Genomic DNA, 26,223 nt, shown 5'->3' with positions numbered 1-26,223 from the left:
TTCACCTATGCGTGAAGCGATGCTGCTCGTCCCAATGGTGGTAGAACAATCCAGCCAGGGGGAAAGATCCTTTGATATTTACTCGCGGTTGTTGCGCGATCGCATCATCTTTCTGAATGGCGAAGTCAACGACGCCATCGCCGAATTGGTCTGTGCGCAGTTGCTGTTTCTCGAGGCGGAGAACCCGGAAAAACCCATTCACCTCTACATCAACTCACCCGGCGGTGCCATTACCAGCGGCTTCGCCATTTATGACACCATGCGATTCATCAACGCGCAGGTGCATACGCTGTGCATGGGAACCGCCCGTTCGATGGGGTCGTTTCTGCTGATGGCGGGGGAGCCGGGCCACCGTGCGGCATTGCCCAATGCCAGCCTGCATGTTCATCAGCCGCTGGGCGGTTTTCAGGGCCAGGCATCGGATATTTTTATTCATGCCGAAGAGATGCGACGCACCAAGCAGCGGGTGATCCGGCTGTATGCCGAACATTGTGGCCACAGTGATGAAGAGGTCGAACAAGCGCTGGATCGCGACCGCTTTATGACGGCCGATGAGGCGGTTGAGTGGGGGCTGGTGGATCGGGTGCTGGTGCGGCGGTAGCAGGACTTCACCTGTGCCACAGGATGTGGCGTATTTTGCGGGGTGAGTTTTAGTCGGGGATTGCGTATAATTAAGCTATATTTTGTTGGGTCCCAGGATAAGGTGTTTTCAGTGAAAAAGACCAGTCTGCAAGCCAAAATCGCCTACTGTGCCAAGACGCGTCGTTCTAACTACGTTGCCAGCCTGCGTTTAGAAGGTTATGAAGTCACAGAGGCGGAGTCTAAACGCGAGTTACCCGAACGCGAAGCTGTTCTGCGTGCGTATCGGAAACTGGCCTGACTGTTGGACAAGTACGGTACCGGACAAGATCCCTATTGTTACCCTGGTAGTAACACGCTACGTAATCGGTTAAACCTTCAGGATGATCTGCTACTTATAAAGGCCGAACGTGATCTTTCAGAGATTGCGGCCGAGCAGATCGATTTTTCCCTTCCCCCTTATGATCTGAGCTACCTTCAGCAAATTCACCGTAGTTTATTTTCCGATATTTATGATTGGGCTGGTGAGCTTCGCACTATTGACATCTCAAAGGGCGACACGCGTTTTTGCAGCCTTACTCGAATCGAGCCCGAGGCTGCCAAAATCTTCGACATCATGGCGCGGAAGGATTGGTTTGAAGAGTGGGAGCGTTCAGAATTGATCGATGCAGTGGCTGAGCAATTTGGCGATCTGAACATGATCCATCCTTTTCGGGAGGGTAACGGTAGAGCTCAACGCGTTCTGTTCGAACATATCATCGTCAACGCGGGCTTTACGATCAGTTGGTGGCCCGTCGAAGAGGCTGAGTGGATGCACGCTAACATAGCGGCGGTCATTTGTGACTATGGGCCATTGAAAACGGTGTTTGAGAAATGCATTGGGGAGCGGATCGGTGAGCAGAACTAAACCTTTTGCCGTTAAATAAAAATCCACGCAATTGCGTGGATTTTTGAGTTAGCAGCGAAGTAGAAGCTTAGACGTTGAACGGTGATTTATTTTGTAACTCTATAATAAATGGTTTATTTGTATTTTAATTTCGTTTTTATACTCATTTTGACTTGAGTGTTCATTTAAGGCTGGCTATCAAAACACCTGTTTACCCATTTTGGACCAATGTCACCGAGATGAGTTTGTCGCTGGGGCCATTTACCTGACAGTGCCGCAATAAATTCAAACACAACCGTCCGTAGAGTACCTAGGGCTCAGTACGTGACATGACAGTACGTCTGCACAAAGGGAAATGTGGCCTTTTTGATACCGTATTATGTACCGGGTCAATATTAAGGGCCTGACAAAAATTGTGGACTTTTATCATTCCTTATATGATGTCGTGAAAAAGTGTTGATACCACAACAGGATGACAAGCAGATGTCAAAGGTAAGACGCTCGAAGCGCCCTGAAACCGATGAAGAACGTGAAGCATTAATTACTACACTGCATCAGGATATTGCCCGGTCAAAAGCGCCGCTGTTGACACTTTACGGCGGACAATATCCGATGGCGCATTTTTCTGATGATATCTTCGAGCTATTTGTAGGCGACATTTGCTCTGAGCTTAAGGGACTTGAGGAGTGGGACTGGTATGATTCCGTTCGTCGGTTCAGTGGCGGTGCGGATGCTGGCAGAGATGTAATATTGCACATGGGCGGTCAATGCGTTGGCACCATTCAGTGTAAGAAGTACAACAAACCCGTGCAACTGAATCTTGTTCTCGAAGAATTAACTAAGTATCTGCTTTACGGGCTCGTTAAACCGGGGATGTTACCGCCTTATGGCCAGGAGTTTCGCTGGTATCTCGCAGTATCTGAATCAACGGGAGGGACAGCGACAGATTTTCTAGTGGGGGCTGGGGAAGCCCACATGAAAAGGCATCGCTCAGAACTCGAAACAGCAGTACTGAAGGCCCGCGATGGTTCAGTGTTTTTGAAAACACACTCCACTTTTGAAAAATTGAATGCCACTGAGCTGTGCGATCTTATCTGGCCACGCTTGGTTGATACCAGACTAGGTTTGTTAAGAAGGTCAGAACTTTCAGCACTGGTTCGTATGCTGCCAGGTGTTGCCGGTACTTACTATGAGTTTCAGAAGGTCATTACGGGTGACATATCAGAATTACTCGTGCCGTTAAAGCAATTTATCCAGACCGGCAGTTGCTCGCCAGAGCAACTGAGTGAAACACAAAATGTGCTTTCAACCTATATTCCGGGAAAACTTCTTGAAGGGGAAAATCTGAATGTTGTCATGATACCTGAGTGTAATGACACGTTGAACTTGCTTCAGAATTCAATGAAAACAGTAAGAGCGAGTCAATTTGGCTCGGCCCCTACTGTTATTATATCCAGCGCAGGTTCTTTTAATCCTGATGACTATAAAGAAATTAGCAGGATTCTCAATACGTCAAAAGGGCAAGTTATTCTTGTCGTCGGCTGCGGCAAAGTCAGTGGTGAAAAGCTGAATTGGTGGCGAGAGTCGGGTGAAATCATTTTTCCGTCCCCAGAGTGGGATCCTGCTCCAGTGCAGGAGTATCAGGCAGGGTGGTGCTGGATTAAAGAGCGATCAGGGGAAACCACCTGTCATTTGCTTCTGGAAAATGTCCCCGCTGACCATTCTGACGGCCAAGGAACACATCACCATTGCTTCATATTCGAAGATGTATGTTTCTGGCCAGTGCTTGGCGCGGATTTTTTTTGCAGCGTGTCCGCATCTAAAGCGATGCTAAATCGCTTGGCAATGTCTTTAGAAGAGACCGGCTCTGCCATCAGGAAACATGCACTTGCTGTCTGTGCATCGCAATGTGTTGAAGATGAGAAAGTTAAACATGCTCTCGCACATTTTGAAGTCCTTAGGGAAAAGACAGACCTTGCCTTCTTGTGCTGCCATCCATCATCGACAAAATACAAGAACGGGTTACGCACGTTTTGCGGGGCTTACCCCTGCGCAGACAGCAGCCATACGCTGATGTCCACGCGTGGAATTGTCGAAAACGGGGTGGTAATACGCTCAGCCCAGACGGCAGTTGCATCATTCAGCGCTTACTGGAAGAGCCCTACACTTCAGCTCCTCCGCCCCAGTTTATTTCGTGTTGAAGGCAGCACGCTTGTCAGCGACTACATTCCCTTATTTGCAGAATTACTGTCACATGTAACCCTTTACGAAAGTAAAGATGATTCACCTTACCCTAATCGTGCTAAAGATAAACTCTGTATCCAGTATCTTGCAGACAAGGGCATGTCCTCAAGCCTCATTGTTCACCATTGCATGAACAAACTAAAACCTTACACGCCGGTTTTGCCGGACACTGTTTCATGGGACAACACCAAATTAGCGCGGCATGCTGGTCTCAACAGCTACCTTAGTTCTCATTCGGAACTCGAATGGCAGACCGAATGCAATAAAAGTGGGACACTCAAATGGGCATCTATGACTTCAGTAGAACACATCGTGCTTTTAGAAGATCCTGACTTAAGTTACAGGCAAGTAAAAGCAGAAGTTCTGTTGTGGGCTGCAGAGGCAGGTGAACATCCCAAACTTAGGGTTCTGGCAAAAGGAAGAGGGAATCGGATGGACCACTGGATCGCAAGGACTGGTGAAGTACACAGGGTTGATATCACTCTGCCAGATTACGCAGATGAAAATGAAATCACTGAAATCCATGTTAACAGACAAGCGGAGCTCCATTCCCTGTCTGTACTGGATGACTACTATCTTGAAGACATCGACGGTTCAGGTCTCGAAAAATTTGTGCGTTCGCTAAGGAAAGATGAAAATGAGTGATAAAGAGGAGCTGGAACAGCTTATCAGCCGTAAGGCAGAGAAGAGTGGCTTTCGGAAAATAGACTCGCTCACACTGTCTGCATTAATGGATCAGGCAGAGGCTAAACAGCCCGGAATTAAGAGTGACACAACGTTCGTGCCTGATAACGCCTCCGTAGACGTCTGGCAGTCCTCATACGCCCTCATCTTTCTCCAGCACATCAGCGAAAATACAGTTGAGGCATTTACGTCGCAAATGCTTGAAGCAGAGAGACGACTTGACTTGCTGCTTGTGGGGCTGGAAGTTCCCGGCAGAATATATGATGGGTATCTCATTCTCGCGTTGACAGCGCCATGCGAAGAGCTGCGCCAAAAAGTCACTCACGTTGAGCAAAATACCCGACTCGTACGTAAAAATGTAGTCTGGTCTAAGGATGGAGAATGGTGTCGCACTGAACGCATCAGTGCACTTGGACTGGATGCAGAAGCTGAAAGCGAAATCGCAGCTTATCCGCCAGGACTCGATCCTGAAGGGATAAAATTGATTGAAGCCCTTGAAACATTAGCGGGAACGGCGCTTGCCAGACAACATGCAACGGAATGGGATGATTAAGATTATGTCTGCTTTTTCAGTGAGGAAGGTTGAAATACAAAACTTCAGAGGCATTCCTGGCCGCCTAGAACTCGATTTATCAGCACCACTGACGGTTATTACCGCTGCGAACGGTAGTGGAAAGAGCTCCGTTTGTCAGGCGATTGAATGGCTGCTGACGGGAGAATCAGAAAATGTGTCAGGTGATTCGTTACGATGTAAATGGGGTAAAGGGGAAACCTATGTTCGCGCAACCTGTCAGCTTGGCGATGAGTTAACAGAAATTGTGCGAACCCCTGACGCCTTATTCAAAACTGGTCCTCGCAAAGATAAACGACTCAGTGACAGCGATTTACTGAAGCTTCTGACTCCTGATGAAACCGGTACAGGCACCAGAGCGGATACACGACAGCGAGTCAAAAGTGACTGGTTGAGGGGAAGCCGATGGCTCTATTCCAACGCCATGTCCTTACTGGTAGATAACGACTTTGCTGAACAGCGCCGTCAAATCTTCGCCAATATTCTGGGATATGGACATCTTCTGCCTATGCAGAATTCGCTCCGAATTTATGAGTCAAATCTCCCGACAGATCGCAAACTGAAAAATGAGCATGCAGAGCTAACAAAAAAAATAGGCCTTCTTGAAAAATCAGTGGCTGCCGACGATGGAATACAATCCCTGATTGTGAAAAACCTTGCTGATATCTCAGCTCTCACAGGTTTTGAGTTACCTGAAACTTCACTTCCTGAGAAGCAATGTGAAGCGGCATCTGTATTTCTGGAACAACGGCAAGGGGCATTTTCGCGTCGAGAGAAACATTTGCTGAGTGTAAAAGCAGGGTGGCAAACCCTTGCTGGACATAAAGAGCAAGAGGCCATCAACACTGCCGTAACTCAAAAAGCACACCAGCAACTCGATCTCTATAGCGCCACTGAAAAGCAACTCCGCCAGTCGCTGGCAACAGTTACTGATGAGCTGGAAAAATTACAGCAAATGGTGTGGGAAACTGAAAATCACCTATTCAAACTTAGCGATTGGGAAATACTGGCAAAGCAAGTAAGTGATATAACAGGCGTGCCGAAGGATGTGATAGACATACCTTTGTTGCATTTTACACTTCCTGAATCTGCTCTGGATTTAGAAACCTGCTCTGCTCAGTACGAAGCATGGCAAAAGCTCAGTACGTCCTATAACATATGGGCAAAAACTTCTGAAACGATTGCCAGCCTGGAAGAAATTGTCAAAAAGGCACCGGATGAAAATAGCCTCCTTCAACTGCATCTGACGGTGCAGGGAGCCCGCCGAGAATCCTTACAGCTCAGCGAAGCTTTCAAAACAATAAGCACTTCACTTGAACAGCTACAGGCGTCCGGGATGGAGCTTGTAAAAGCTAATCACGCGGATGACTGCCCTCTTTGCGGTCAGCATTACTATGTACATGATAAACTTGTAGAACAGTTACATAAGGTATCAGGTAAAACCGACACCGCCGTTCAGCAAGCCAGAAATGTTCTTTTGCAGGCTCAAGAGAGGGAAAAGCAGGCAATCAAACTCTACGACGATGCTAAAAAACGTCAGCAGGATGCATTGCAGGCTCGTAATGATATCCTGAGGCTCCAGACAGAAACAGAGAATATTGTTGCGGATTCAGGTATCCGTAAATGGCGTGCAAATGCCGGATTTAGGGAGTTGGGTGCTGAACTGGTTACTTCACTTGCCAGAACACAACTGTCTGTTGAAATTATTCGCTTCACCAGTCTGCTGCAAGCAATAGCACAAACGGAAGCTATATCCCTTAAAGGAGGGCTTTCTGAACAAATACAGCAGACGAAAAACTGGCTGTCAGCTAGATTAACGAAACATGGCGAAAGAGTGAAGGATCACACAGGCAAGCGGGATACTTTTGCTGAGCAACAAAAAAATAATGATGAGAAGATAGTCCGCCTGCAAAAAGAGATAGCCGAAGACGAAAAAGCTTCCGCGCAACGTCTGGCAGTTGTTACACCATTGATAAATAGCTGGTATTTCCTTGCTCAGGATAATCCTGTAGATGCTAAATTCCTAAACAGGATTAACGAAGAAATCACCACTGAATCCTACGTACTGGAAAGCGCGAAAGAATACCTTGGAAAGGCAAGGGCAGCTTTAAAAGTCAGTACCGATATAGCGTTACTCAATGTTCTACGCCAGAACCTGCAACAGGTAGAACAAAAGATATCAAACCGTCAAAAGTGCGTTGATACTGCCGCCCGAACCCGAGAACATTGGGATAACCACATCAGGCATGTTGCAACGAAAAGTCTCAATAGATTACTTTTGCCTGCATCAGAATTATTCTCCCGTATGCATGCAAATGAAGTTTATCAGGCATTGAGCATGGGGCAAAAAGAAGGGGCATTTTGTTGGGAGGCCGTGATGTCAACTGCACCCACAGACCAGCCTTCTTTATCCGGTGCGTCTGAACAAATTGGTACGCTGAATGCACAAACTCATTTTAGTCAGGGACAAAGGCAGGATCTCGCTCTTTCGTTGTTTCTTGCAAGAGCCCGAACACTTGGTGGTTCCTTCTTTCTAGATGAGCCGGTTGCACACCTTGATGATCTAAACAGGGTAGCGATGATGGATATTTTTCGAATGCTCACAGCCAGTGAACCGGGTATGAATCTTGTCCTTACGACTGCAAGCAACGGTTTAAGACGGCATTTACGACAAAAATTCTCATCGGAATCCTGCAAAGACAATTTGAGGATTATTACCCTTGAAGGCAATCCCCTGCGGGGAGTTACTGCGTCATACAGTTAAACAGAACAATTCATGAGGATAGCCATAACGTATATCCAACGCTATGGCCTTATGATGCGTTTGCTAGAATGCAAATTCGTTAAGGCCAACTATCAACAGGTTCGTCCTGAATAACCTGACGCCGGAAGAGTATCGACTGATGGCTGAAAGCCCGGAAATCTCAAAAAGTGCATGGAACTAATGCTGGGATACTTACACATGACCAGCTTAAAATGTTAATACTGCTATATACTCAGAGATAACATGAGAGAACCCTTTCGCATTAAATGGTCCTCTCGTAAAGAAATAAGACTCATCATCGCATATGGGGATAAAGCATCTTGAATAATACTGTTCTGATTGATTAAGTTGTCGAAGGTTGTCGATTGATTCAATTCCTTGAATTCTTTTACTATGTATGCGTATTCATATGATAAACCATGTCTCTGTTCCAAAGATGTAAACAAATCACAGTAATATATCCTTTGTCCGGCAGGATAGGAGTCAATCATTTCTGCTAAGCTGCTCAACACCATTATATCCCATGTTTGAAACGGCCAAAGCATAGAATACTCCCTTTTCATTTTGAGGATATTTGGAAAAGGAAGTTTATAGTTATCCGGTGTTGGTGTGAATAATTTATTTTCGATCATCCATCTCTTCCACTTTCGATAGTCTCGATCGAAATAGAATTGTCGATTAGCCAAGTATTCAGAACAAAGCCCATGAGCTTTGTTCTTTAAATATAAAAGTCTTTGACGCTGGCGATAGAGATACTGGCAATTAGTTTGGAATTGAATATAAATCCTATCAAACCTCTTAGTTATAGACGGATGTTTGATCCATGACCATGTCGGTTTATTGGATTCATCCGTATAATGACGACATACTATACTTCGGTCATCTTGATATGCCAGTTCAGGTATGTTATCAGAAAACGAATATATTACAGATATTACACGATTTCCGACAAACCCTTCGAGTACGACATAGTCATCAGTATCTATTGATATAGATACATTTTCACAGGCTATATTTCTTTTGGGATAAATTAGTTGGCTTTCTTTAAAGGTTACTCCAGTATAGATGTATTCCATTTCTTTATGGATACTAGGTAAGTGAATTTTCTTTGAAGTCAGAGATTTTTTAACTGATTGCAGTGATCTGCTTTTCCTCTCAGCTTTTTTCTTCTGTTTCTCTAGTTCTATCTCTTCTAGATATTCAAGTTTCTTTGTTTCAAGGGTAGAGTGATAGATCCATTCGTACTCTACAAGGTTGTCACTAACCAGTGCAATCCATTCAGTGATGCTGTTGCCTTCATTTAGAGGAAAATGGTACTCAATTGAATCAATCTGATTATCAATATAGTACTGTCGCTTTTCCTCTTCGCACTTGTGAGTAACACAAACTTCAATAGCCACCTCGCCAGCTTCTGTTCTCAGGTATACATCTGCTAGATAGGGGCCGATCCTGTATTCACGAACTGACTCATTAACCGCTGTGGCCTGCTCTGGAACTATGAGGTCTTCTCCGTTAACTTCAATCTCGTTTTCGGGGAGGGTGATCTCCGATAGAGAAGCAAAATGCAACTGCATCGCGATATGCAGTTGTGTCATCTGACAGTCCCGGCTTTCCTCTTTAGTTGTGTGGGAGAAATGGTGCTGGATAATCATACCATTGTTCTTTGCTACTAGGTCGTCACCACAGTTCTTACAAATGCATTCACAGCGTTTGCCGTTAGGAACGGCATCAACGTGGACTATCTTGTTCGAATTTTTGTGAAGGGCATACTCAAATAGCATATTTGGGGGTCGCATCCATGCTTAGATTTATACTGAAGGGCCTAGGCCGCTCTCAACCAGGTCATAATCGAATGTCTATCTATTGATCGCAGACCATTCATCGAGCTTGTCGACCCATTCTTGCATCATTACCTTTCTTTCATCAAGGTAGGTTGATCCGCTCCCCGTATGTGATCCATTCATATGCGCTGTTAAGAGATGTTATGAATGCTGCAGACATAAAAATCCACGCAAATGCGTGGATTTAAAGTCTATTTTCTGTTTCCTGAGACGGTAAGAGACCGCCAGAAACAACAGATTATATTTAAACGTTAAACAAGAAATTCATCACGTCGCCATCTTTAACGACGTACTCTTTGCCTTCTGAACGCATCTTGCCGGCTTCTTTGGCGCCTTGCTCACCCTTATAGGTGATGAAGTCTTCAAACGCGATGGTTTGCGCGCGGATAAAGCCTTTCTCGAAGTCGGTGTGGATCTTGCCGGCCGCCTGCGGGGCGGTAGCGCCCACCGGGATGGTCCAGGCGCGCACTTCTTTTACGCCGGCGGTGAAGTAGGTTTGCAGGTTCAGCAGCTCGTAACCGGCGCGGATCACGCGGTTCAGGCCCGGTTCTTCCAGGCCCAGCTCGGCCATGAACTCGGCGCGGTCTTCGTCTTCCAGCTCGGCGATGTCGGATTCCACGGCGGCGCATACGGCAACCACTACGGAGCCTTCGGCGGCGGCGATTTCACGTACTTTGTCCAGGTACGGGTTGTTCTCGTAACCGTCTTCGTTGACGTTGGCGATGTACATGGTCGGTTTCAGCGTCAGGAAGCTCAGGTAGCGGATGGCCGCTTTGTCTTCTTCGGTCAGATCCAACGCACGCAGCATACCGGCGTTTTCCAGCTGCGGCAGGCATTTTTCCAGCGCGGCCAGTTCGGCTTTCGCGTCTTTGTCGCCGCCTTTGGCTTTCTTCTGCACGCGGTGAATGGCGCGTTCGCAGGTGTCGAGATCCGACAGCGCCAGCTCGGTGTTGATGACTTCGATATCGTCAGCCGGATCAACCTTGTTGTTCACATGGATGATGTTGTCGTTTTCGAAGCAGCGCACCACGTGGCCGATAGCTTCGGTTTCACGGATATTGGTCAGGAACTGGTTGCCCAGACCTTCGCCTTTGGATGCGCCCTTCACCAGGCCGGCGATGTCGACGAATTCCATGGTGGTTGGCAGGATGCGCTGAGGCTTGACGATCTCGGCCAGCTTGTCCAGACGCGGATCGGGCATCGGCACCACACCGGTATTAGGTTCAATGGTGCAGAACGGGAAGTTGGCTGCTTCGATACCCGCTTTGGTCAACGCGTTGAACAGGGTGGATTTGCCTACGTTAGGCAGGCCGACGATACCGCATTTGAATCCCATGTTGTTATCACCTTAAATATCTTGACTATCAGCTAGTTAGAGTTAACTCGCTGCATAAATGGCAGAATAATGCGGCCATTATACACGTAATGGGCGTTTTTCTCGATCTGGCTGTATACGGCGGGAAAATACGACGGCGGGGCCGCTTTGCATTGAGATTTGGATCACATTTACACATACTGCGCTTCTGATTAACCTACAGGAAACGCGCCGGATGTCCTTCTTGCCCAGTCCACCCTGAGTTGCCTCTCTGCTGCGGTTTGCCGCGCCATGCGGCCTTGGTTCCCGTTCTGCGGGGATGTATTTTTTATCTGTCAGAAGCGAATAATTCATGTTTAACCTGAGCAATGTCAGGCTGTCGAACGTCAAGAACGAGGTCCTGGCGGGCTTTGTGGTGGCGGTATCGATGATCCCGGAAGCGGTCGGTTTCTCGTTGGTCGCCGGGCTTTCCCCGATCGTCGGGCTGCACACCGCCTTTATTATCGGCCTGGTGACGGCGCTGTTCGGCGGCAAGCCGGGCATGGTGTCGGGCGCTGCCGGTTCTATTGTGGTGGTGCTGATGAGCCTCGCTGCGCAGCACGGTATGGGATACGTACTTTGGGCGACGATTTTTGCCGGCGCTATCCAAATCCTGATCGGCGTGTTCCGGCTGGGCAAGTTTATTCGGCTGGTGCCGCTGCCCGCCATTCACGGCTTCGTTAACGGCCTGGCGATTGTCATCATGCTGGCGCAACTGCATATGATTGCCGGGCAGGGGCCGCTGATGTACGGGCTGGTGGCACTGGCGATCCTGGTGGTGGTGTTCTTCCCCCGGCTGACGCGCGTGATCCCGGCTTCGCTGGCGGCGCTGATCCTGGTTTCTGCATTGGCGATCGGGCTCAATCTGCCTACGCTGCGGGTCGGCGATCTGGCGGATATTTCCGGCGCCTTGCCGCATTTCAGCCTGCCGATGGTACCGTTCAACCTGGAAATGCTGAAAGTAGTGCTGCCGTACGCGTTGGTGATCGCCCTGGTCGGCCTGATTGAATCGCTGTTGACCATGACGGTGCTCGACGAAATGGGTGGCAAGAAAGGTAACGGCAACCGCGAGAGCATCGCTCAGGGCGCAGGTAACACGATTTGCGGTCTGTTTGGCTGCTTTGCCGGCTGCGCGATGATTGGGCAGTCGATCATCAACTTCACCTCAGGCGGCCGCGGGCGTATCTCCGGCGTGGTGGGTGCGTTGTTATTGATTTTGTTCGTGGTCAGCCTGTCGGGCTATATCGGCCTGTTGCCGGTGGCGGCATTGGCCGGGGTCATGCTGGTGGTGTGTTACAACACCTTTGAATGGAGTTCGCTGCGTCGGCTGCGCCGCATGCCGAAGATGGATGCGCTGGTGATGCTGCTGGTGACTCTGATTACCATTTTTACCGATCTGGCGGTGGCGGTTATCAGCGGGGTGATTATCTCGGCGCTGGCGTTTGCCTGGCAGCAGGCGCGTATCCGCGTTCGTCAGCGCCAGGTTGAGGGCGATGTGGCGGTGTATCAACTCGACGGCCCGCTATTTTTTGGCTCCACGGCGGCGTTTGCCGATCTGTTTGAGCCGAAAAACGATCCGCAGAACGTGGTGCTGGATTTTGCCGGCACCCGGGTGATGGATTCCAGCGGGGTAGAGGCGATCGATAAGCTGACGGCGCGTTATCTGGCGGCGGGGAAAGCCATCCGCCTGCGCCACCTGAGCGGCGATTGCGTGCGCTTGCTGAAACGGGCCGGTCCGTTTTGCAGCCATGAGCTGGACGACCCGCAGTATTATGTGGCTGAAGAAGGGTATCAGACCGATGACAGTAACCTCGGCGAGGAAACCTTTAAGGTAAGGACGTAATAGCGGCACGCAGCGGGCGGCATGCCCGCTGCGGTAACCCTCAGGCCTGCGCTTTGAAGCTGTGCAGACGGCGAACGGTTTTTTCCAGCCCGTCGGTCAGCAGTACTTCGGTGCAGCGGGCGGCTTCATCTATCGCTTCATCAATCATTTTTTGTTCGCTGGCCGGTGGCTTGCCGAGCACAAATCCTACGACCTTGTTTTTATCGCCCGGATGGCCAATGCCAATGCGCAAACGGTAGAAGTTCGGGTTATTGCCGAACTTGTTCTGAATATCTTTCAGCCCGTTGTGGCCGCCGTTACCGCCGCCAAGCTTGATTTTGGCAATGCCCGGAGGGATATCCAGCTCGTCATGCGCCACCAGAATTTCATCCGGCTCAATGCGGTAGAAATTGGCCATCGCCAGCACCGCTTTGCCGCTCAGGTTCATAAAGGTGGTCGGCACCAGCAGCCGCACGTCGTTGCCCGCCAGATTGAGCCGTGCGGTGTAACCGAAGAATTTGCTCTCTTCCTTCAACTGCTGGTTATGGCGTTGAGCCAGCAAATCTACGTACCAGGCGCCGGCGTTGTGCCGCGTCTGGGCATATTCAGCGCCCGGATTCGCCAGGCCGACTATCAATTTAATACTGCTCACTGGGAAATTCGCTATGATCGAGATAATGGAAAGGGCATTAGTCTACCTGCCGCCGCCGCGAATGACAAAATCCTGATGCCCACCCCTGCGTATTGATTCTGCCATAGGCTGAAAATTGAATAATTCATTAGAAAAATAATTCAATTTGTTGGCTAATAAACCGGATAAGGTAAAGATTTGTCACGTTTTCTTTACCATTTGTGATCGTCTCCGCAAACCCCTTGTCGGACCAGGGACTATACTTAACTTATCAAAGTGGGTTAACCCTTTGCTGAGTTATCCCGGTTGGCATATTGGTCTATGGAGGTGACAAATGAAACGTAGAAACGCATGCAGAATGGGCAACTTTTTTATGGGGCTGGGGCTGGTCGTGATGATCGGCGGTGTCGGATACAACATTCTTGCTGAAGTATCGCAGCTCAGTTTACCGCAACTTTTCGCCCATGGCGCCGTCATGAGTATTTTCGTCGGTGCGTTGCTGTGGCTGGTTGGTGCACGTATCGGTGGCCGCGAGCAGGTTGCGGATCGTTACTGGTGGGTAAAACACTTCGATAAACGCTGCCGCAATGACCAGCATCGTTCGTCGCATTGATTAAAAAAACAGAAGGGAAGCGGCATTACGGCAAAGGAGATCTGCCGCGCACTCAGGCCTAAGGTCATGTTTGACTACGAGTAGAAAACCCGTTGCTGCTTGCGCACCAACGGGTTTTTCTTTTTCTGCTGCCGGGCATAGATTCTTCCGGTACGGCAGGGCGCCGCACCGAAAAGAAAATGAATTAATGCTCGAACATCGCAGAGATTGACTCTTCATTGCTGATACGGCGGATGGCTTCAGCCAGCATGCCGGACAGCGTCAGAGTGCGTACGTTTTTCAGTGCCTTGATTTCAGCAGACAACGGAATGGTGTCGCAGACGATCACTTCATCAATTACCGAGTTCCTGATGTTTTCCACGGCGTTGCCGGAAAAGATCGGGTGCGTCGCGTAGGCAAATACGCGCTTGGCACCGCGTTCTTTCAACGCTTCAGCCGCTTTACATAAGGTACCGCCGGTGTCGATCATGTCGTCAACCAGCACGCAGTCACGGCCCGCCACGTCACCAATGATGTGCATCACCTGAGAAACGTTCGCGCGCGGGCGGCGTTTATCGATGATAGCCATATCGGTATCGTTCAGCAGTTTGGCAATTGCGCGGGCGCGCACTACGCCACCGATATCCGGGGAAACCACGATTGGGTTCACCAGATTCTGTTGCAGCATGTCTTCCAGCAGGATCGGGCTACCGAACACGTTATCTACCGGAACATCGAAGAAGCCTTGAATCTGTTCAGCATGCAGATCCACCGTCAATACGCGGTCAACCCCTACGCTGGAGAGGAAATCGGCGACAACCTTGGCCGTGATGGGCACACGTGCAGAACGCACGCGGCGATCCTGGCGGGCATAACCGAAGTAAGGGATAACAGCAGTAATACGACCTGCGGAGGCGCGACGCAGGGCATCTACCATAACAACCAGTTCCATCAGGTTGTCGTTGGTAGGGGCACAGGTGGACTGGATGATGAAAATATCACCGCCGCGTACATTTTCGTTGATTTGCACGCTCACTTCGCCGTCGCTAAAACGACCTACAGCGGCGTCACCAAGGCTGGTGTACAAACGGTTGGCAATACGTTGTGCTAGTTCCGGGGTGGCGTTACCAGCAAAAAGCTTCATATCAGGCACGAGAAGAACCTCAGGCATGCGTCCAGAGAAGATATTGTCGTACGGCCTTCGCTAAGGGGCAGTTAACGATGCCGGCGCAATATCATACGGGTGTGTAAAAAACTAACTTGAAACCGCAGCGGCGCAGGGATTACAGGGCCAGGTATGCATGACTCTGCGCAGCGAAACGAGAACTACGGTTCAATCTGCCCGGAACGGATGCGATGTAGTGGAGAGACGTTAACGCCACGCGCTACAAAACCACACAACCACTCCGGAGCTTGATTTAACACCTGACGGGCGGCGATTTCTGTGTCGAATTCAGCAAACACACATGCACCTGTGCCAGTCAGGCGTGACGGCGCGTATTCTAACAGCCAAGAAAGAAGCTGTTCAACCTCGCGAAAACGTTTTCTTGCGATTGGTTCGCAATCATTTGCGTAAGTTGCCTGCAATAGCACATTTAACGGGCGAACCGGGGTGTCTCTTTTTAATTCCGCGTCGCCAAAAATAACCGGGGTAGGGATGCTGACGCCCGGATGCGCCACCAAATACCACTTTTCTGCCGGGTTGGCCGGCTGCAACCGTTCGCCGATGCCTTCGGCAAACGCCGCATGACCGCGCACAAAAACCGGCACGTCGGCACCCAGAGTCAACCCCAGCTCAGCCAACTGCTCGTCACTCAGCCCGCAGCGCCACAGTTCATTCAACGCCACCAGCACAGTGGCGGCGTTGGAAGAGCCTCCACCCAGCCCGCCGCCCATCGGCAGGCGCTTATCGATACTGATATCGGCACCACGCGGGGCCGTGTTCACCCCGTGGCTATCGCAATGCTGTTGCAGCAGGCGTGCGGCGCGGACGATCAGGTTTTGCTCGTCCGGCACGCCTTCCACCGGCGTCAACAGGCGGATGGCGTCATCCTGCCGTGCGTCGATGGTCAGCGTATCGCCGTAATCCAGAAACTGGAACAGCGTCTGCAGTTGGTGGTAACCGTCTTCGCGCCGGCCGGTAATGTACAAGAACAAATTTAGTTTAGCGGGAGATGGCCACTGGCGGATCATTTGAGGGTCCAGTTATCCATTTTCAGTTTGATGCGTTGATCGCCCTGTTTCAGTTCCAGGCGGCTCGGCAACTGCGGCTTGAGGTCGCTGTTGTAGTCCTGATAATCCACGGTCCAGGTCTGGCCGCCTTGCTGATAAGTCAGCTTGCTCAGGCGGTACTGGTCATCCAGCGTGAAATCATTGGCTTCGCCCGGCAGGCCGAGCATCCACTGGCGCAGGTTATCCAGCGGGATCGCCATGCCGGTCAGTTTGCGGATCATTTCTTCGGCGTTGTCGCTGACATAGCGTTTGCCCTGGTTGTCCGTCAACTGCACCACGTTCTGCTGCACGTTCAGGTCAAGCTCGGTGCTGCCAAGCGGGTTGGTCAGCAGCAGGCGGTAGCGTTCCGGCGAAAATTGCTGCCAGAAGAAGCGCGCGTAAACTTTTTTCTGGTCCGACAGATAGGCGAAAGAGCCACGGGTTTGATATTGCCCGAGCTGTTGCACCGCTTGCTCGTGGGCACGCCACTGCGGTGAGGTTGGGCTGGTAGCCGGGCCGCTTGGCTTGGTGGTGGTACAGGCGGCCAGCACCAGGCTGGCCAGCGGGATCAGACGTAGCAAACTGACTTTGCGGATTGGCATAACTTTCTCTTGTCCTTTTGTCCTTGCGGGCATGCACAGCGAAATCTTTTTTCAGCGTTCACGCTAGCGGGGGAACGCGATAGCGTCAACACACCCCGTTCTGAATATCACCGTCTTTTTGACGTGATAACAGATGCTTTAACGGCTGACGGCTGAACTTTGGGTTGCCATAAGATTAACACAATCGCCCGGACGTGCTGCGCCGGCCGTGAGAATATCTTCGGCTGTAGCCCACGTCGGCGTTGTGCCAATACAGCATGTATTAGCAATTAAATTAATGCTTATTGAATTGTTTTCGCGTTGTTATGCGTGATTCATGCGACATTTGGTTTTAATTGATTAAATTTATTTATGTAAATTGCTGGGGAGATGTCTATGCTGGTAAAGCCAAATGGATAGCAGGGCTATCCTGCTGCGCATCATCTGCGCCACACAGGCGATGCGGGCATCTCAACCCCTATACATAAATAAGGTATTTCGTATGAAAAAGCGTTTTTCTCTGTTGGCAGGAATGCTGTTTGCGTTAACGATGCCGGCGCATGCCGCCGATAATACCGAACCGAAAGCTATCGGGCCAAAGCATGGCGCTACCTTGGTTCCCAAGGCGCGTCAGGTTATTTGTGAACAGGACGGCGGCTACAACCACCCGGATGATGGCTCGAACATTCCTAATGCGGCCTGCAGAAATGCCTTTTTGTACAAAGCGGAGACCATTCCTATTTGGGAGCGCCGCCAGATGTTTACCGAATGGCCTGCTTACTCGCAAAACCTGGCAGGTACTCAGCATCCGTCAGAAAAGGTCCCCGATGGCCAGCTTTGCTCGGCGGGTATCGCCAGGTTTGAAGGCATCGACCAGCCGCATGCCGACTGGCAGGTGAGCAGCGTCGCGGTAAAAGACGGCCAGGCTACGCTCCACTTCGACGCCACCCAGGTGCATGAGCCGAGTAAGTGGACGGTGTCGCTTGCCAAGCCGAGTTTCAATGCCGCCACGGATACGTTGAAATGGAGCGATCTGACACAGCTTGAGGTGACTAAAGTGATAGTTCCGCCGCCGACCAAAGGCGACCATGTCAAATATGCCGGCGTCTACCAGATTGACGTCAAAATCCCGGCCGATCGCGCCGACGGGAAGCAAACGCTGTTGTATGTGCAGTGGGAGCGGGAGGACCCGGCGAGAGAAACCTTTTTCAGCTGTAGCGACGTAAGGTTCAACGGGTTATCCGCAGCTAAATAAACCGCAATAGCCTAAAGGTGCCGGCGCAGCATGCTGGCACCCTAACCGGCGCTGAAGAGAGTCCTGTTTACTATTTGGGCGACCATAAGCGTTCAATCAGGATAACTTATTGATGAATACTGTGCGGATCGTCGCGTTTCAAACTAAAATTTAGTGTGCTTATTGATCTGGATATAATTTAACTTTTTGAATTTATTATTATTCATTGATTGGTTTCGGCTATATCAGTGATTGAACGTAAGATGCGGTTGTTACTTTTATTGATCTCGCGCATCAAGTAGAATGCCGTTCAACGAGAACCCGTACCAACAGAAGTATTACTCGAAGCAATGACCCTGCTGGCGTTAGGTATAAATCACAAAACCGCTCCGGTTTCTCTGCGTGAAAGGGTGACCTTCTCCCCAGAGTCTATCGATCAGGCGCTGACCAGCTTGCTCCAACAACCGTTGGTGCAGGGCGGTGTGGTGTTGTCTACTTGTAACCGCACCGAGCTTTATCTCAGCGTGGAGCAACAGGAACATCTTCACGAACAGCTGGTAGCCTGGCTGTGTGAATATCATCACCTGCGCCCGGAAGAAGTGAATAAAAGCCTGTACTGGCACCACGGCAACGACGCCGTCAGCCACCTGATGCGCGTGGCCAGCGGGTTGGATTCGCTGGTGCTGGGCGAGCCGCAAATCCTCGGGCAGGTGAAAAAAGCTTTCGCCGAGTCGCAGCGCGGCCAGTCGCTCTCCGGCGAGCTTGAACGCCTGTTCCAAAAATCCTTCTCCGTCGCCAAACGCGTGCGCACCGAAACTGAAATCGGCGCCAGCGCAGTCTCCGTGGCCTTCGCCGCCTGTACCCTGGCGCGCCAAATCTTCGAGTCGCTGGCCGATCTGAACGTACTGCTGGTCGGCGCCGGTGAAACCATTGAACTGGTGGCGCGTCACCTGCGCGAGCATAAAGTGCGGCATATGATTATCGCCAACCGAACCCGCGAACGCGCTCAGTTGCTGGCAGACGAAGTCGGCGCGGAAGTGATCACCTTGCCGGAAATCGACGAACGTCTGGCGGACGCCGACATCATCATCAGTTCTACCGCCAGCCCGCTGCCGATCATCGGTAAAGGGATGGTGGAGCGTGCGCTGAAAGCGCGCCGCAACCAGCCGATGCTGCTGGTGGATATCGCCGTGCCACGCGATATCGAGCCGGAAGTGGGTAAGCTGGCGAATGCCTATTTGTACAGCGTGGACGATCTGCAGGCCATCATTCAAAACAACCTGGCGCAGCGCAAAGCCGCGGCGGTGCAGGCGGAATCGATCGTTCAGCAGGAAAGCACCAACTTTATGGCCTGGTTGCGCTCGCAGGGCGCAGTGGAAACCATCCGCGACTACCGCTCGCAAGCCGACCAGATCCGTGCCGAAATGGAAGCCAAAGCGCTGGCCGCCATCGCGCAAGGCGCTGACGTGGAACAGGTTATCCACGAACTGGCCCACCGGCTGACCAACCGCCTTATTCATGCCCCTACCAAATCCCTCCAGCAGGCCGCCGGCGATGGCGACGTGGAGCGGTTGCAGTTATTACGCGACAGCCTCGGGCTGGATCAGCATTAGTTTTCTCTTTTAACAGGGTTTAATACCACGCATGAAGCCTTCTATTGTTGCCAAACTGGAAGCGTTACAAGAGCGCCATGAAGAAGTGCAGGCGCTGCTCGGCGATGCCGGCGTTATTGCCGAGCAGGATCGGTTCCGCGCCCTGTCGCGCGAATATTCGCAACTGACCGACGTCAGCCGTTGTTTCCTGGAATGGCGCCAAGTGCAAGAGGATTTGGCTACCGCAGAAATGATGCTGGACGATCCGGAAATGCGCGAGATGGCGCAGGAAGAGATGAAACAGGCCAAGGCGGCGACAGAAGAACTTGAACAGCAGCTGCAACTGTTGCTGCTGCCGAAAGATCCGGATGACGAACGCGGTATCTTCCTGGAAGTGCGCGCCGGTACCGGCGGTGACGAAGCGGCGATCTTCGCCGGCGATCTGTTCCGCATGTACAGCCGCTATGCCGAAACGCGCCGCTGGCGCGTCGAGATCATGAGTGCCAACGAAGGCGAACACGGCGGTTATAAAGAAGTGATTGCCAAGGTCTCCGGCGACGGCGTCTACGGCCAACTGAAATTTGAATCCGGCGGCCACCGCGTGCAGCGCGTACCCGAAACCGAGTCGCAGGGGCGTATTCATACCTCCGCCTGCACCGTGGCGGTGATGCCGGAAGTGCCGGAGGCCGAATTGCCGGAGATCAATGCGGGCGATTTGAAAATCGACACCTTCCGCTCCTCCGGTGCCGGCGGCCAGCACGTCAACACCACCGACTCGGCGATCCGTATCACCCACTTGCCGACCGGCATCGTGGTGGAGTGCCAGGACGAGCGTTCGCAGCACAAGAATAAAGCCAAGGCGATGTCGGTGCTGGGCGCGCGCATCCGCGCCGCCGAAATGGCCAAGCGCCAGCAGGAAGAGGCGTCAACCCGCCGCAACCTGTTGGGCAGCGGCGATCGTTCCGATCGCAACCGCACCTACAACTTCCCGCAGGGAAGGGTGACCGATCACCGCATCAACCTGACGATTTACCGTCTGGATGAGGTGATGGAAGGCAAGCTGGACATGCTGATTCAGCCGATAGTGCAGGAATACCAGGCCGATCAGCTCGCAGCGCTGTCCGCAGAGCTTGAGTAATGGATTATCAATTCTGGCTGAAGGCGGCAAGTGCGCGGCTGACGCAGAGCGAAAGCGCCCGACGTGATGCCGAGATCCTGCTGGGCTTCGTGACCGGCAGAGCCAGGACCTTCCTGATGGCGTTTGGCGAAACCCTGTTGACGCCGCAGGAACAAGAGCAGTTGGAAAGGCTGCTGGCGCGCCGTGAACGTGGCGAACCTGTGGCTTATTTGATCGGCGAGCGCGAGTTTTGGTCGCTGCCGTTGTCGGTATCACCTGCAACCCTGATCCCGCGCCCTGACACCGAATGCCTGGTGGAACTGGCGCTGGAACGCTTGCCGCCTTCTCCCTGCGCTATCCTCGATCTGGGCACCGGCACCGGTGCCATTGCGTTGGCGCTGGCCAGCGAACGCCCGGATTGCGCAGTGACCGGCGTCGATTTGCAGCCGGAAGCGGTGGCGCTGGCGCAGCATAACGCGCAAAAGCTGGCGATCGGTAACGCGCAGTTCTTGCAGGGCAGTTGGTTCGAACCGCTGGCCGGTCAAACTTTCGCCCTGATCGCCAGTAACCCACCCTATATCGACGCCGCTGACCCGCATCTGGCGCAGGGTGACGTGCGTTTCGAGCCGAGCAGCGCGCTGGTGGCGCCAGGGCATGGGCTGGCGGATTTGGCCGCCATCGTGCAGCAGGCACCGCATTATCTGCAGCCCCAGGGTTGGCTGTTGCTTGAACATGGCTGGCAGCAGGGGGAAAGCGTACGCGCGCTGCTGCAGGCCGCAGGTTTTATTTCGGTCGCTACCCGTCGTGATTACGGCGATAACGATCGCGTGACGTTTGGCCAATGGCCGCAGTAACCGAAAACCAACAATAACTAAGCACACAGCGAATAAAAGGAAGCGATATGGCAGTCTACACGGCGTTAAAAAATCTGCATTTGTTGACGGTCGCCCTCAGTATTGCCTTGTTTGTATTGCGTTTCTTTTGGAAGTGGCGCAATTCGGCCATGCTGAACAAGCGCTGGGTGAAGATAGCGCCGCACGTTAATGATACGGTGTTGTTCGCCAGCGGTATTGCACTGGTGGTGATGTTCAGGCTTTATCCGCTGCTGGGCATGGACTCGTGGCTGACCGAGAAGCTGTTTGGCGTTATTATCTATATCCTGCTTGGTTACGTCGCATTGGGCAAGAAGACCAAAAGCCAGAACCTGCGCACCTTGGCGTTTGTGCTGGCACTGGGCTGTCTGTACCTGATAATTAAACTTGCCACGACGAAATTACCCTTTCTGATGGGATACTTATGAGTAGCATTGCTGATTTTGAATTTAACACCTCGCTGCTGAGCGAGGGCGTAATCCTGGTATCGCAGTCGGTGCGGCGTGATTTTCCCGTCGCCGAAGTCGAACGCAAGCTGCAACAGCTGGTCGACGATGCGCGTGCGGCCATGCCGCAGGATCTCAACCAGGAGCAGCAACTGGATGCACTCATTGAACTGTTCTTCAAAACCTGGGGTTTTGGCGGCGCCGGTGGCGTGTATCGGCTGTCCGACGCTATCTGGCTCGACAAGGTGCTGGAAGGGCGCCAGGGTACGCCAGTCTCGCTCGGCACCATTTTCCTGCATATCGCCCATCATCTCGATTTACCGCTGTTGCCGGTGATTTTCCCCACTCAACTGATCCTGCGCGCGGACTGGCTGGATGAAGAAATGTGGCTGATCAACCCGCTAAATGGCGAAACGCTGAACGAACATCAGTTGGAAGTGTGGATCAAGGGCAACCTGGGTCTGGGCGCCGAACTGGAAGACGACGATCTCGATGAATCGGAAAACATCATGGTGGTGCGTAAAATGCTGGATACGCTGAAAGCCGCCTTGATGGAAGAAAAACAGATGGAAATGGCCCTGCGTGCCAGCGAAACGGTGCTGTGCTTCGATCCGGAAGATCCTTACGAGATCCGCGACCGCGGGCTGATTTACGCCCAGCTGGAATGTAACCATATCGCTATTTCCGATCTCAACTATTTTGTCGAACAGTGTCCTGAAGATCCCATCAGCGAAGTGATCAAAGTACAGATCCACTCGATTGAACCTAAACAGGTTACGCTGCATTAATTCATTTAAAATACCCTGTGCATTTCAAGCTGCGGCCTGGAAAGCGACGGGTATAACATCAACAAAGGCGAAAGCATGAAACAGAAAGTAGTTAGCATTGGCGACATCAACGTAGCGAACGATCTGCCGTTTGTGCTGTTTGGCGGTATGAACGTGCTGGAATCGCGCGATCTGGCGATGAGCATCTGCGAGCACTACGTCACCGTGACGCAAAAACTGGGCATTCCTTACGTTTTCAAAGCCTCTTTTGATAAAGCCAACCGTTCTTCCATTCATTCGTACCGTGGTCCGGGTCTGGAAGAGGGGATGAGAATCTTCGAAGAAATCAAAAAAACCTTCGGCGTGAAAATCATCACCGACGTGCACGAAGCGTCGCAGGCGCAGCCGGTGTCCGAAGTGGTTGATGTGATCCAACTGCCGGCCTTCCTGGCGCGTCAGACCGATCTGGTTGAAGCGATGGCGAAAACCGGCGCGGTAATCAACGTCAAGAAACCACAGTTCGTCAGCCCGGGCCAAATGGGCAATATCGTCGACAAGTTCAAGGAAGGCGGCAACGATCAGGTGATCCTGTGCGATCGCGGCAGCAACTTTGGCTACGATAACCTGGTGGTCGACATGCTCGGCATCAACGTAATGAAGAACGTGACCGGCGGCCACCCGGTGATCTTCGACGTTACTCACGCCCTGCAGACCCGCGACCCGTTCGGCGCCGCTTCCGGCGGTCGTCGTGCGCAGGTTGCCGAGCTGGCTCGCGCCGGCATGGCGGTGGGTCTGGCCGGTCTGTTCATCGAAGCGCACCCGGAGCCGAACAGTGCCAAGTGCGACGGCCCATCCGCGCTGCCGCTGGACAAGCTGGAGCCGTTCCTGGCGCAGATGAAAGCCATCGACGATCTGGTGAAGAGCTTCCCGGAGCTGGACACCAGCAACTAAGCCGGTTTCCTCGTCCAGAAAAGCCCGATTCGTCGGGCTTTTGCGTTTTTACTCGCCCAGCGCCGCCAGCGCTTCCGGCAACGTCGAGTAGAAATGCAGTTTTCCCTCGATCGGCTGTACCCGCGCCCGCGCCAGCGTTTTCAACGGCTGGAACGGAATATCGGTGATCGCCAACTGCTTGCCTGCGGGCAGGGCCTCGATAAAACGCTGCAGGGCGGTTAAACCACCTGCGTCCAGCACCGGCACCGCGTCCCATTGCAGCACAATCACGTTATAGTTTTCACTGCGTGCCAGCAATTCATTAAAGATGCGTTCGGCGGCGGCGAAGAACAGCGGGCCATTCACTCTCAGCACCAGGCGGCCGTTTTCGGCACTCAATTCGCTCAGCCGGGTCATGCGCGCAATACGTCGCATAAACAGCAGCGAGGCCAGCACTATGCCCACGGTAATGGCGATCACCATATCGAACAGCACCGTCAGCGACAGGCATAGCAACATCACCAGGATGTCGTCCTTTGGTGCCCTGCGCAGCAGATAAATGACCTTGTGCGCTTCGCTCATGTTCCAGGCCACCATCAGCAACAGCGCCGCCATCGCCGACAGCGGTAGCCAGGACAGCCAGGGCGCCAGTACCAGCAACGCCAGCAGCACCAGCAACGCATGGATAATCGCCGCTACCGGCGAGGTAGCACCTGCGCGCACGTTGGCCGCCGAACGAGCGATGGCTGCGGTGGCGGTAATGCCGCCAAAAAACGGCGCAATGAGGTTACCCGCGCCCTGGCCGATAAGTTCGGTGTTGGAGTTGTGTTTTTTGCCGGTCATGCCGTCCAGCACCACCGCGCACAGCAGCGATTCAATCGCGCCCAGCATCGCCATGGAAAACGCCGCCGGCAGCAGGGCGGAGAGGGTCTGCCAGCTCAGCGGCATCGGTTTGCCGCCGGCGGCCGGCAAATCCCAGGGCAGCATCAGTTGCGGCAAGATCGGCGGGATGCCGTGCCCACGGCTACCATCGGCCAGCAGGTAACTGAAGCGGGAGCCGATGGTCGCCACCTGATGATCAAACAGCGCCAGAATACCCATGACCGCCATCCCCGCCAGTAACGCAGGCAGATGTCCGGGCACCCGCAGGCCGAGCTTCGGCCAGAACACCAGTATCAGCAGCGTGACCGCGCCGATCAGCGTGTCGCCGATATCCAGCGTCGGCAGCGCCTGCAACAGGGCGTAAACCTTGCCGACATAATTTTCCGGCATTGTCGCCAGTTGCAGGCCGAAGAAATCCTTCACTTGCAGGGTGGCGATGGTGATGGCGATCCCGGAGGTAAAGCCCAGCGTGACCGACAGGGGAATATATTCAATCAGCCGGCCGAAGCGGGCCAGCCCCATAATCACCAGAAACACGCCGGAAAGCAGGGTAGCGATCAGCAGCCCGGAAAGGCCGAACTGCTGCGATACCGGGTAGAGGATCACCACAAAGGCGGCGGTGGGGCCGGAGACGCTGTAGCGTGAACCGCCGGCGATGGCGATGACGATCCCGGCGACCGCCGAGGTGTAAAGCCCGTACTGAGGGGGCACGCCGCTGGCGATCGCCAGTGCCATCGCCAACGGGATGGCGATAATGCCGACGGTGACGCCGGCGATTGCGTCTTTAAGCAGGCGTTGCAGGGAATAGGGTTCTCGCCAGCATGCGTCAATCAGCGCGCTGAACGGCCGGATGCCGGTAATTTCATGCGTTTTCATCTAAGGTACGGACCAAGTCTATAAAAGAGAACGGAATGGCGGGCCAGGTAAGGTCCGTCTCGAATAGCTGATAAATACCATACGCCTGTTGCGGCGGCGATTCCTAGATATACATCAAACGGACGCAGAAAATAGGAGTTAGGCTATTTTGATTGGGAGGGTGAAGCGGAAAAGGCAGGCCGGCCGCGGATAAGGCGACCGGCAGGGAAAAGATAAGGAGACTTTTAGCGCTTAATGCACCGAAGGCAGGGATAAACCGAGAAAATGCGCCAGCGTGCCGACCAGCAGATTATGGTCCTCCAACTGCGGCGAACCGGAGATGCTCAGGGTGCCGATGCAACCTATGCCTGCCAGATTGATGGGAAAAGCGCCGCCGTGCACCGAATAGTCACGCACGCTAAGGCCATAACGCTCCTCCAGCGTTGCCTGCCGCTGTTGCAAGCGCAGGCCGATAGCGTAAGAACTTTTGTGAAAGTGATTCACCACGTTGCGTTTGCGCCGCACCCAGTCGGCGATGTCCGGCGTGGTACCGGGCATGGCGTAATAGAACAGCGTCTGCCCGGCCAGCTGGATTTCGATGGCGATACTCAGACGCCGTTGCTCTGCGGCGGTCTTCAGCGCCGTGCCCAGCTCCCAGGCGGTTGCCGGGTCAAAATGGCTAAAGGTCAGCGTGGCTTCCTGTTCGCTGAGCGCACGCAACTCATCATCAATATTCATGGCTACCTCCATTAATCTTGGCTCGGGACA

23 protein-coding genes and 1 pseudogene are annotated in these 26,223 nt (G+C 52.5%); 16 read left to right on the top strand and 8 right to left on the bottom strand.

What is annotated here, in order from left to right; translation table 11 throughout:
• The first annotated feature begins 7 nt into the window (after positions 1-7).
• The 7 genes and pseudogenes from D4100_RS04535 to D4100_RS25735 form a co-directional block, all read left to right on the top strand.
• Entirely contained in the window at positions 8-601 is a 594-nt protein-coding gene (locus D4100_RS04535; RefSeq protein ID WP_043911797.1) for an ATP-dependent Clp protease proteolytic subunit, read from the top strand.
• 111 nt (positions 602-712) lie between these two features.
• Positions 713-880 (top strand): YhfG family protein, encoded by a 168-nt coding sequence (locus D4100_RS04530; protein WP_119803277.1) that lies wholly within the window; start codon positions 713-715, stop codon positions 878-880.
• 3 nt (positions 881-883) lie between these two features.
• On the top strand, positions 884-1,486 hold the full coding sequence (locus D4100_RS04525; RefSeq protein ID WP_338068457.1) for a Fic/DOC family protein: 603 nt from the start codon (positions 884-886) through the stop codon (positions 1,484-1,486).
• Positions 1,487-1,948: 462 nt separating this feature from the next.
• A complete protein-coding gene (locus D4100_RS04520) occupies positions 1,949-4,354 on the top strand; it encodes an ABC-three component system protein (protein ID WP_119803273.1) in 2,406 nt (801 codons plus the stop codon).
• A complete protein-coding gene (locus D4100_RS04515) occupies positions 4,347-4,946 on the top strand; it encodes a hypothetical protein (RefSeq protein ID WP_006316739.1) in 600 nt (199 codons plus the stop codon). Before D4100_RS04520 ends, D4100_RS04515 begins: the two co-directional genes overlap by 8 nt.
• Positions 4,939-7,728: an AAA family ATPase gene (locus D4100_RS04510; protein WP_158586331.1), complete on the top strand. Its 2,790-nt coding sequence runs from the start codon at positions 4,939-4,941 to the stop codon at positions 7,726-7,728. Before D4100_RS04515 ends, D4100_RS04510 begins: the two co-directional genes overlap by 8 nt.
• A 106-nt stretch (positions 7,729-7,834) precedes the next feature.
• A pseudogene (locus tag D4100_RS25735) lies at positions 7,835-7,909 on the top strand (integrase); the annotation flags it as partial.
• 43 nt (positions 7,910-7,952) lie between these two features.
• On the opposite strand, the gene D4100_RS04500 reads toward D4100_RS25735, so the two are convergent.
• Both D4100_RS04500 and ychF read right to left on the bottom strand, forming a co-directional pair.
• Positions 7,953-9,323 (bottom strand): hypothetical protein, encoded by a 1,371-nt coding sequence (locus D4100_RS04500; protein WP_244941631.1) that lies wholly within the window; start codon positions 9,321-9,323, stop codon positions 7,953-7,955.
• Between the two features lie 490 nt (positions 9,324-9,813).
• Positions 9,814-10,905 carry a redox-regulated ATPase YchF gene (ychF, locus tag D4100_RS04495; RefSeq protein ID WP_119803268.1) on the bottom strand — a complete coding sequence of 364 codons (1,092 nt, stop codon included), beginning with the start codon at positions 10,903-10,905 and terminating at the stop codon, positions 9,814-9,816.
• 331 nt (positions 10,906-11,236) lie between these two features.
• Between ychF and D4100_RS04490 the strand changes: the two genes are divergently transcribed.
• Positions 11,237-12,766 carry a SulP family inorganic anion transporter gene (locus D4100_RS04490; protein WP_006316743.1) on the top strand — a complete coding sequence of 510 codons (1,530 nt, stop codon included), beginning with the start codon at positions 11,237-11,239 and terminating at the stop codon, positions 12,764-12,766.
• Between the two features lie 40 nt (positions 12,767-12,806).
• On the opposite strand, the gene pth is transcribed toward D4100_RS04490, so the two are convergent.
• Positions 12,807-13,397, bottom strand: coding sequence for an aminoacyl-tRNA hydrolase (gene pth, locus D4100_RS04485; RefSeq protein ID WP_006316744.1), 591 nt, complete (start codon positions 13,395-13,397; stop codon positions 12,807-12,809).
• A gap of 313 nt (positions 13,398-13,710) precedes the next feature.
• On the opposite strand from pth, the gene ychH reads away from it, so the two are divergent.
• Entirely contained in the window at positions 13,711-13,989 is a 279-nt protein-coding gene (gene ychH, locus D4100_RS04480; protein WP_119803266.1) for a stress-induced protein YchH, read from the top strand.
• Between the two features lie 184 nt (positions 13,990-14,173).
• Here ychH and prs read toward each other — a convergent pair whose 3' ends face one another.
• The 3 genes from prs to lolB form a co-directional block, all read right to left on the bottom strand.
• Positions 14,174-15,121 carry a ribose-phosphate diphosphokinase gene (prs, locus tag D4100_RS04475; RefSeq protein ID WP_004943207.1) on the bottom strand — a complete coding sequence of 316 codons (948 nt, stop codon included), beginning with the start codon at positions 15,119-15,121 and terminating at the stop codon, positions 14,174-14,176.
• A 173-nt stretch (positions 15,122-15,294) separates the two neighbouring features.
• Complete coding sequence (gene ispE / locus D4100_RS04470) at positions 15,295-16,161, bottom strand: 4-(cytidine 5'-diphospho)-2-C-methyl-D-erythritol kinase (RefSeq protein WP_006316747.1); 867 nt, start codon at positions 16,159-16,161, stop codon at positions 15,295-15,297.
• Positions 16,158-16,781, bottom strand: coding sequence for a lipoprotein insertase outer membrane protein LolB (gene lolB, locus D4100_RS04465; RefSeq protein ID WP_119803264.1), 624 nt, complete (start codon positions 16,779-16,781; stop codon positions 16,158-16,160). Before lolB ends, ispE begins: the two co-directional genes overlap by 4 nt.
• Before the next feature lie 481 nt (positions 16,782-17,262).
• Between lolB and D4100_RS04460 the strand changes: the two genes are divergently transcribed.
• The 7 genes from D4100_RS04460 to kdsA all read left to right on the top strand — a co-directional run bounded on the left by D4100_RS04460 (position 17,263) and on the right by kdsA (position 23,739).
• Positions 17,263-18,015, top strand: a complete 753-nt coding sequence (locus tag D4100_RS04460) for a lytic polysaccharide monooxygenase (protein ID WP_006316749.1) — start codon at positions 17,263-17,265, stop codon at positions 18,013-18,015.
• Positions 18,016-18,344: 329 nt separating this feature from the next.
• Entirely contained in the window at positions 18,345-19,607 is a 1,263-nt protein-coding gene (gene hemA, locus D4100_RS04455) for a glutamyl-tRNA reductase (RefSeq protein WP_006316750.1), read from the top strand.
• A 31-nt stretch (positions 19,608-19,638) separates the two neighbouring features.
• On the top strand, positions 19,639-20,724 hold the full coding sequence (gene prfA, locus D4100_RS04450; RefSeq protein WP_006316751.1) for a peptide chain release factor 1: 1,086 nt from the start codon (positions 19,639-19,641) through the stop codon (positions 20,722-20,724).
• Positions 20,724-21,557 (top strand): peptide chain release factor N(5)-glutamine methyltransferase, encoded by an 834-nt coding sequence (gene prmC, locus D4100_RS04445; RefSeq protein WP_119803262.1) that lies wholly within the window; start codon positions 20,724-20,726, stop codon positions 21,555-21,557. The genes prfA and prmC overlap by 1 nt, the downstream gene beginning before the upstream one ends.
• A 47-nt stretch (positions 21,558-21,604) precedes the next feature.
• A complete protein-coding gene (locus tag D4100_RS04440; protein ID WP_006316753.1) occupies positions 21,605-22,003 on the top strand; it encodes a SirB2 family protein in 399 nt (132 codons plus the stop codon).
• Positions 22,000-22,809 carry an invasion regulator SirB1 gene (sirB1, locus tag D4100_RS04435; protein WP_119803260.1) on the top strand — a complete coding sequence of 270 codons (810 nt, stop codon included), beginning with the start codon at positions 22,000-22,002 and terminating at the stop codon, positions 22,807-22,809. The genes D4100_RS04440 and sirB1 overlap by 4 nt, the downstream gene beginning before the upstream one ends.
• 75 nt (positions 22,810-22,884) lie before the next feature.
• Positions 22,885-23,739: a 3-deoxy-8-phosphooctulonate synthase gene (gene kdsA / locus D4100_RS04430; RefSeq protein WP_006316755.1), complete on the top strand. Its 855-nt coding sequence runs from the start codon at positions 22,885-22,887 to the stop codon at positions 23,737-23,739.
• Positions 23,740-23,787: 48 nt separating this feature from the next.
• On the opposite strand, the gene dauA is transcribed toward kdsA, so the two are convergent.
• Both dauA and D4100_RS04420 read right to left on the bottom strand, forming a co-directional pair.
• Positions 23,788-25,476, bottom strand: a complete 1,689-nt coding sequence (gene dauA / locus D4100_RS04425) for a C4-dicarboxylic acid transporter DauA (protein WP_119803258.1) — start codon at positions 25,474-25,476, stop codon at positions 23,788-23,790.
• Positions 25,477-25,707: 231 nt separating this feature from the next.
• Positions 25,708-26,193 carry a heme-degrading domain-containing protein gene (locus D4100_RS04420; protein ID WP_006316757.1) on the bottom strand — a complete coding sequence of 162 codons (486 nt, stop codon included), beginning with the start codon at positions 26,191-26,193 and terminating at the stop codon, positions 25,708-25,710.
• Positions 26,194-26,223 lie beyond the last annotated feature (30 nt).

The organism is Serratia inhibens, assembly GCF_003591175.1.
Taxonomy (GTDB): Bacteria; Pseudomonadota; Gammaproteobacteria; order Enterobacterales; family Enterobacteriaceae; genus Serratia; species Serratia inhibens.
The sequence above is the reverse complement of the archived record's forward strand: the minus strand, read 5'-3'. Positions and strand labels throughout refer to the sequence as shown.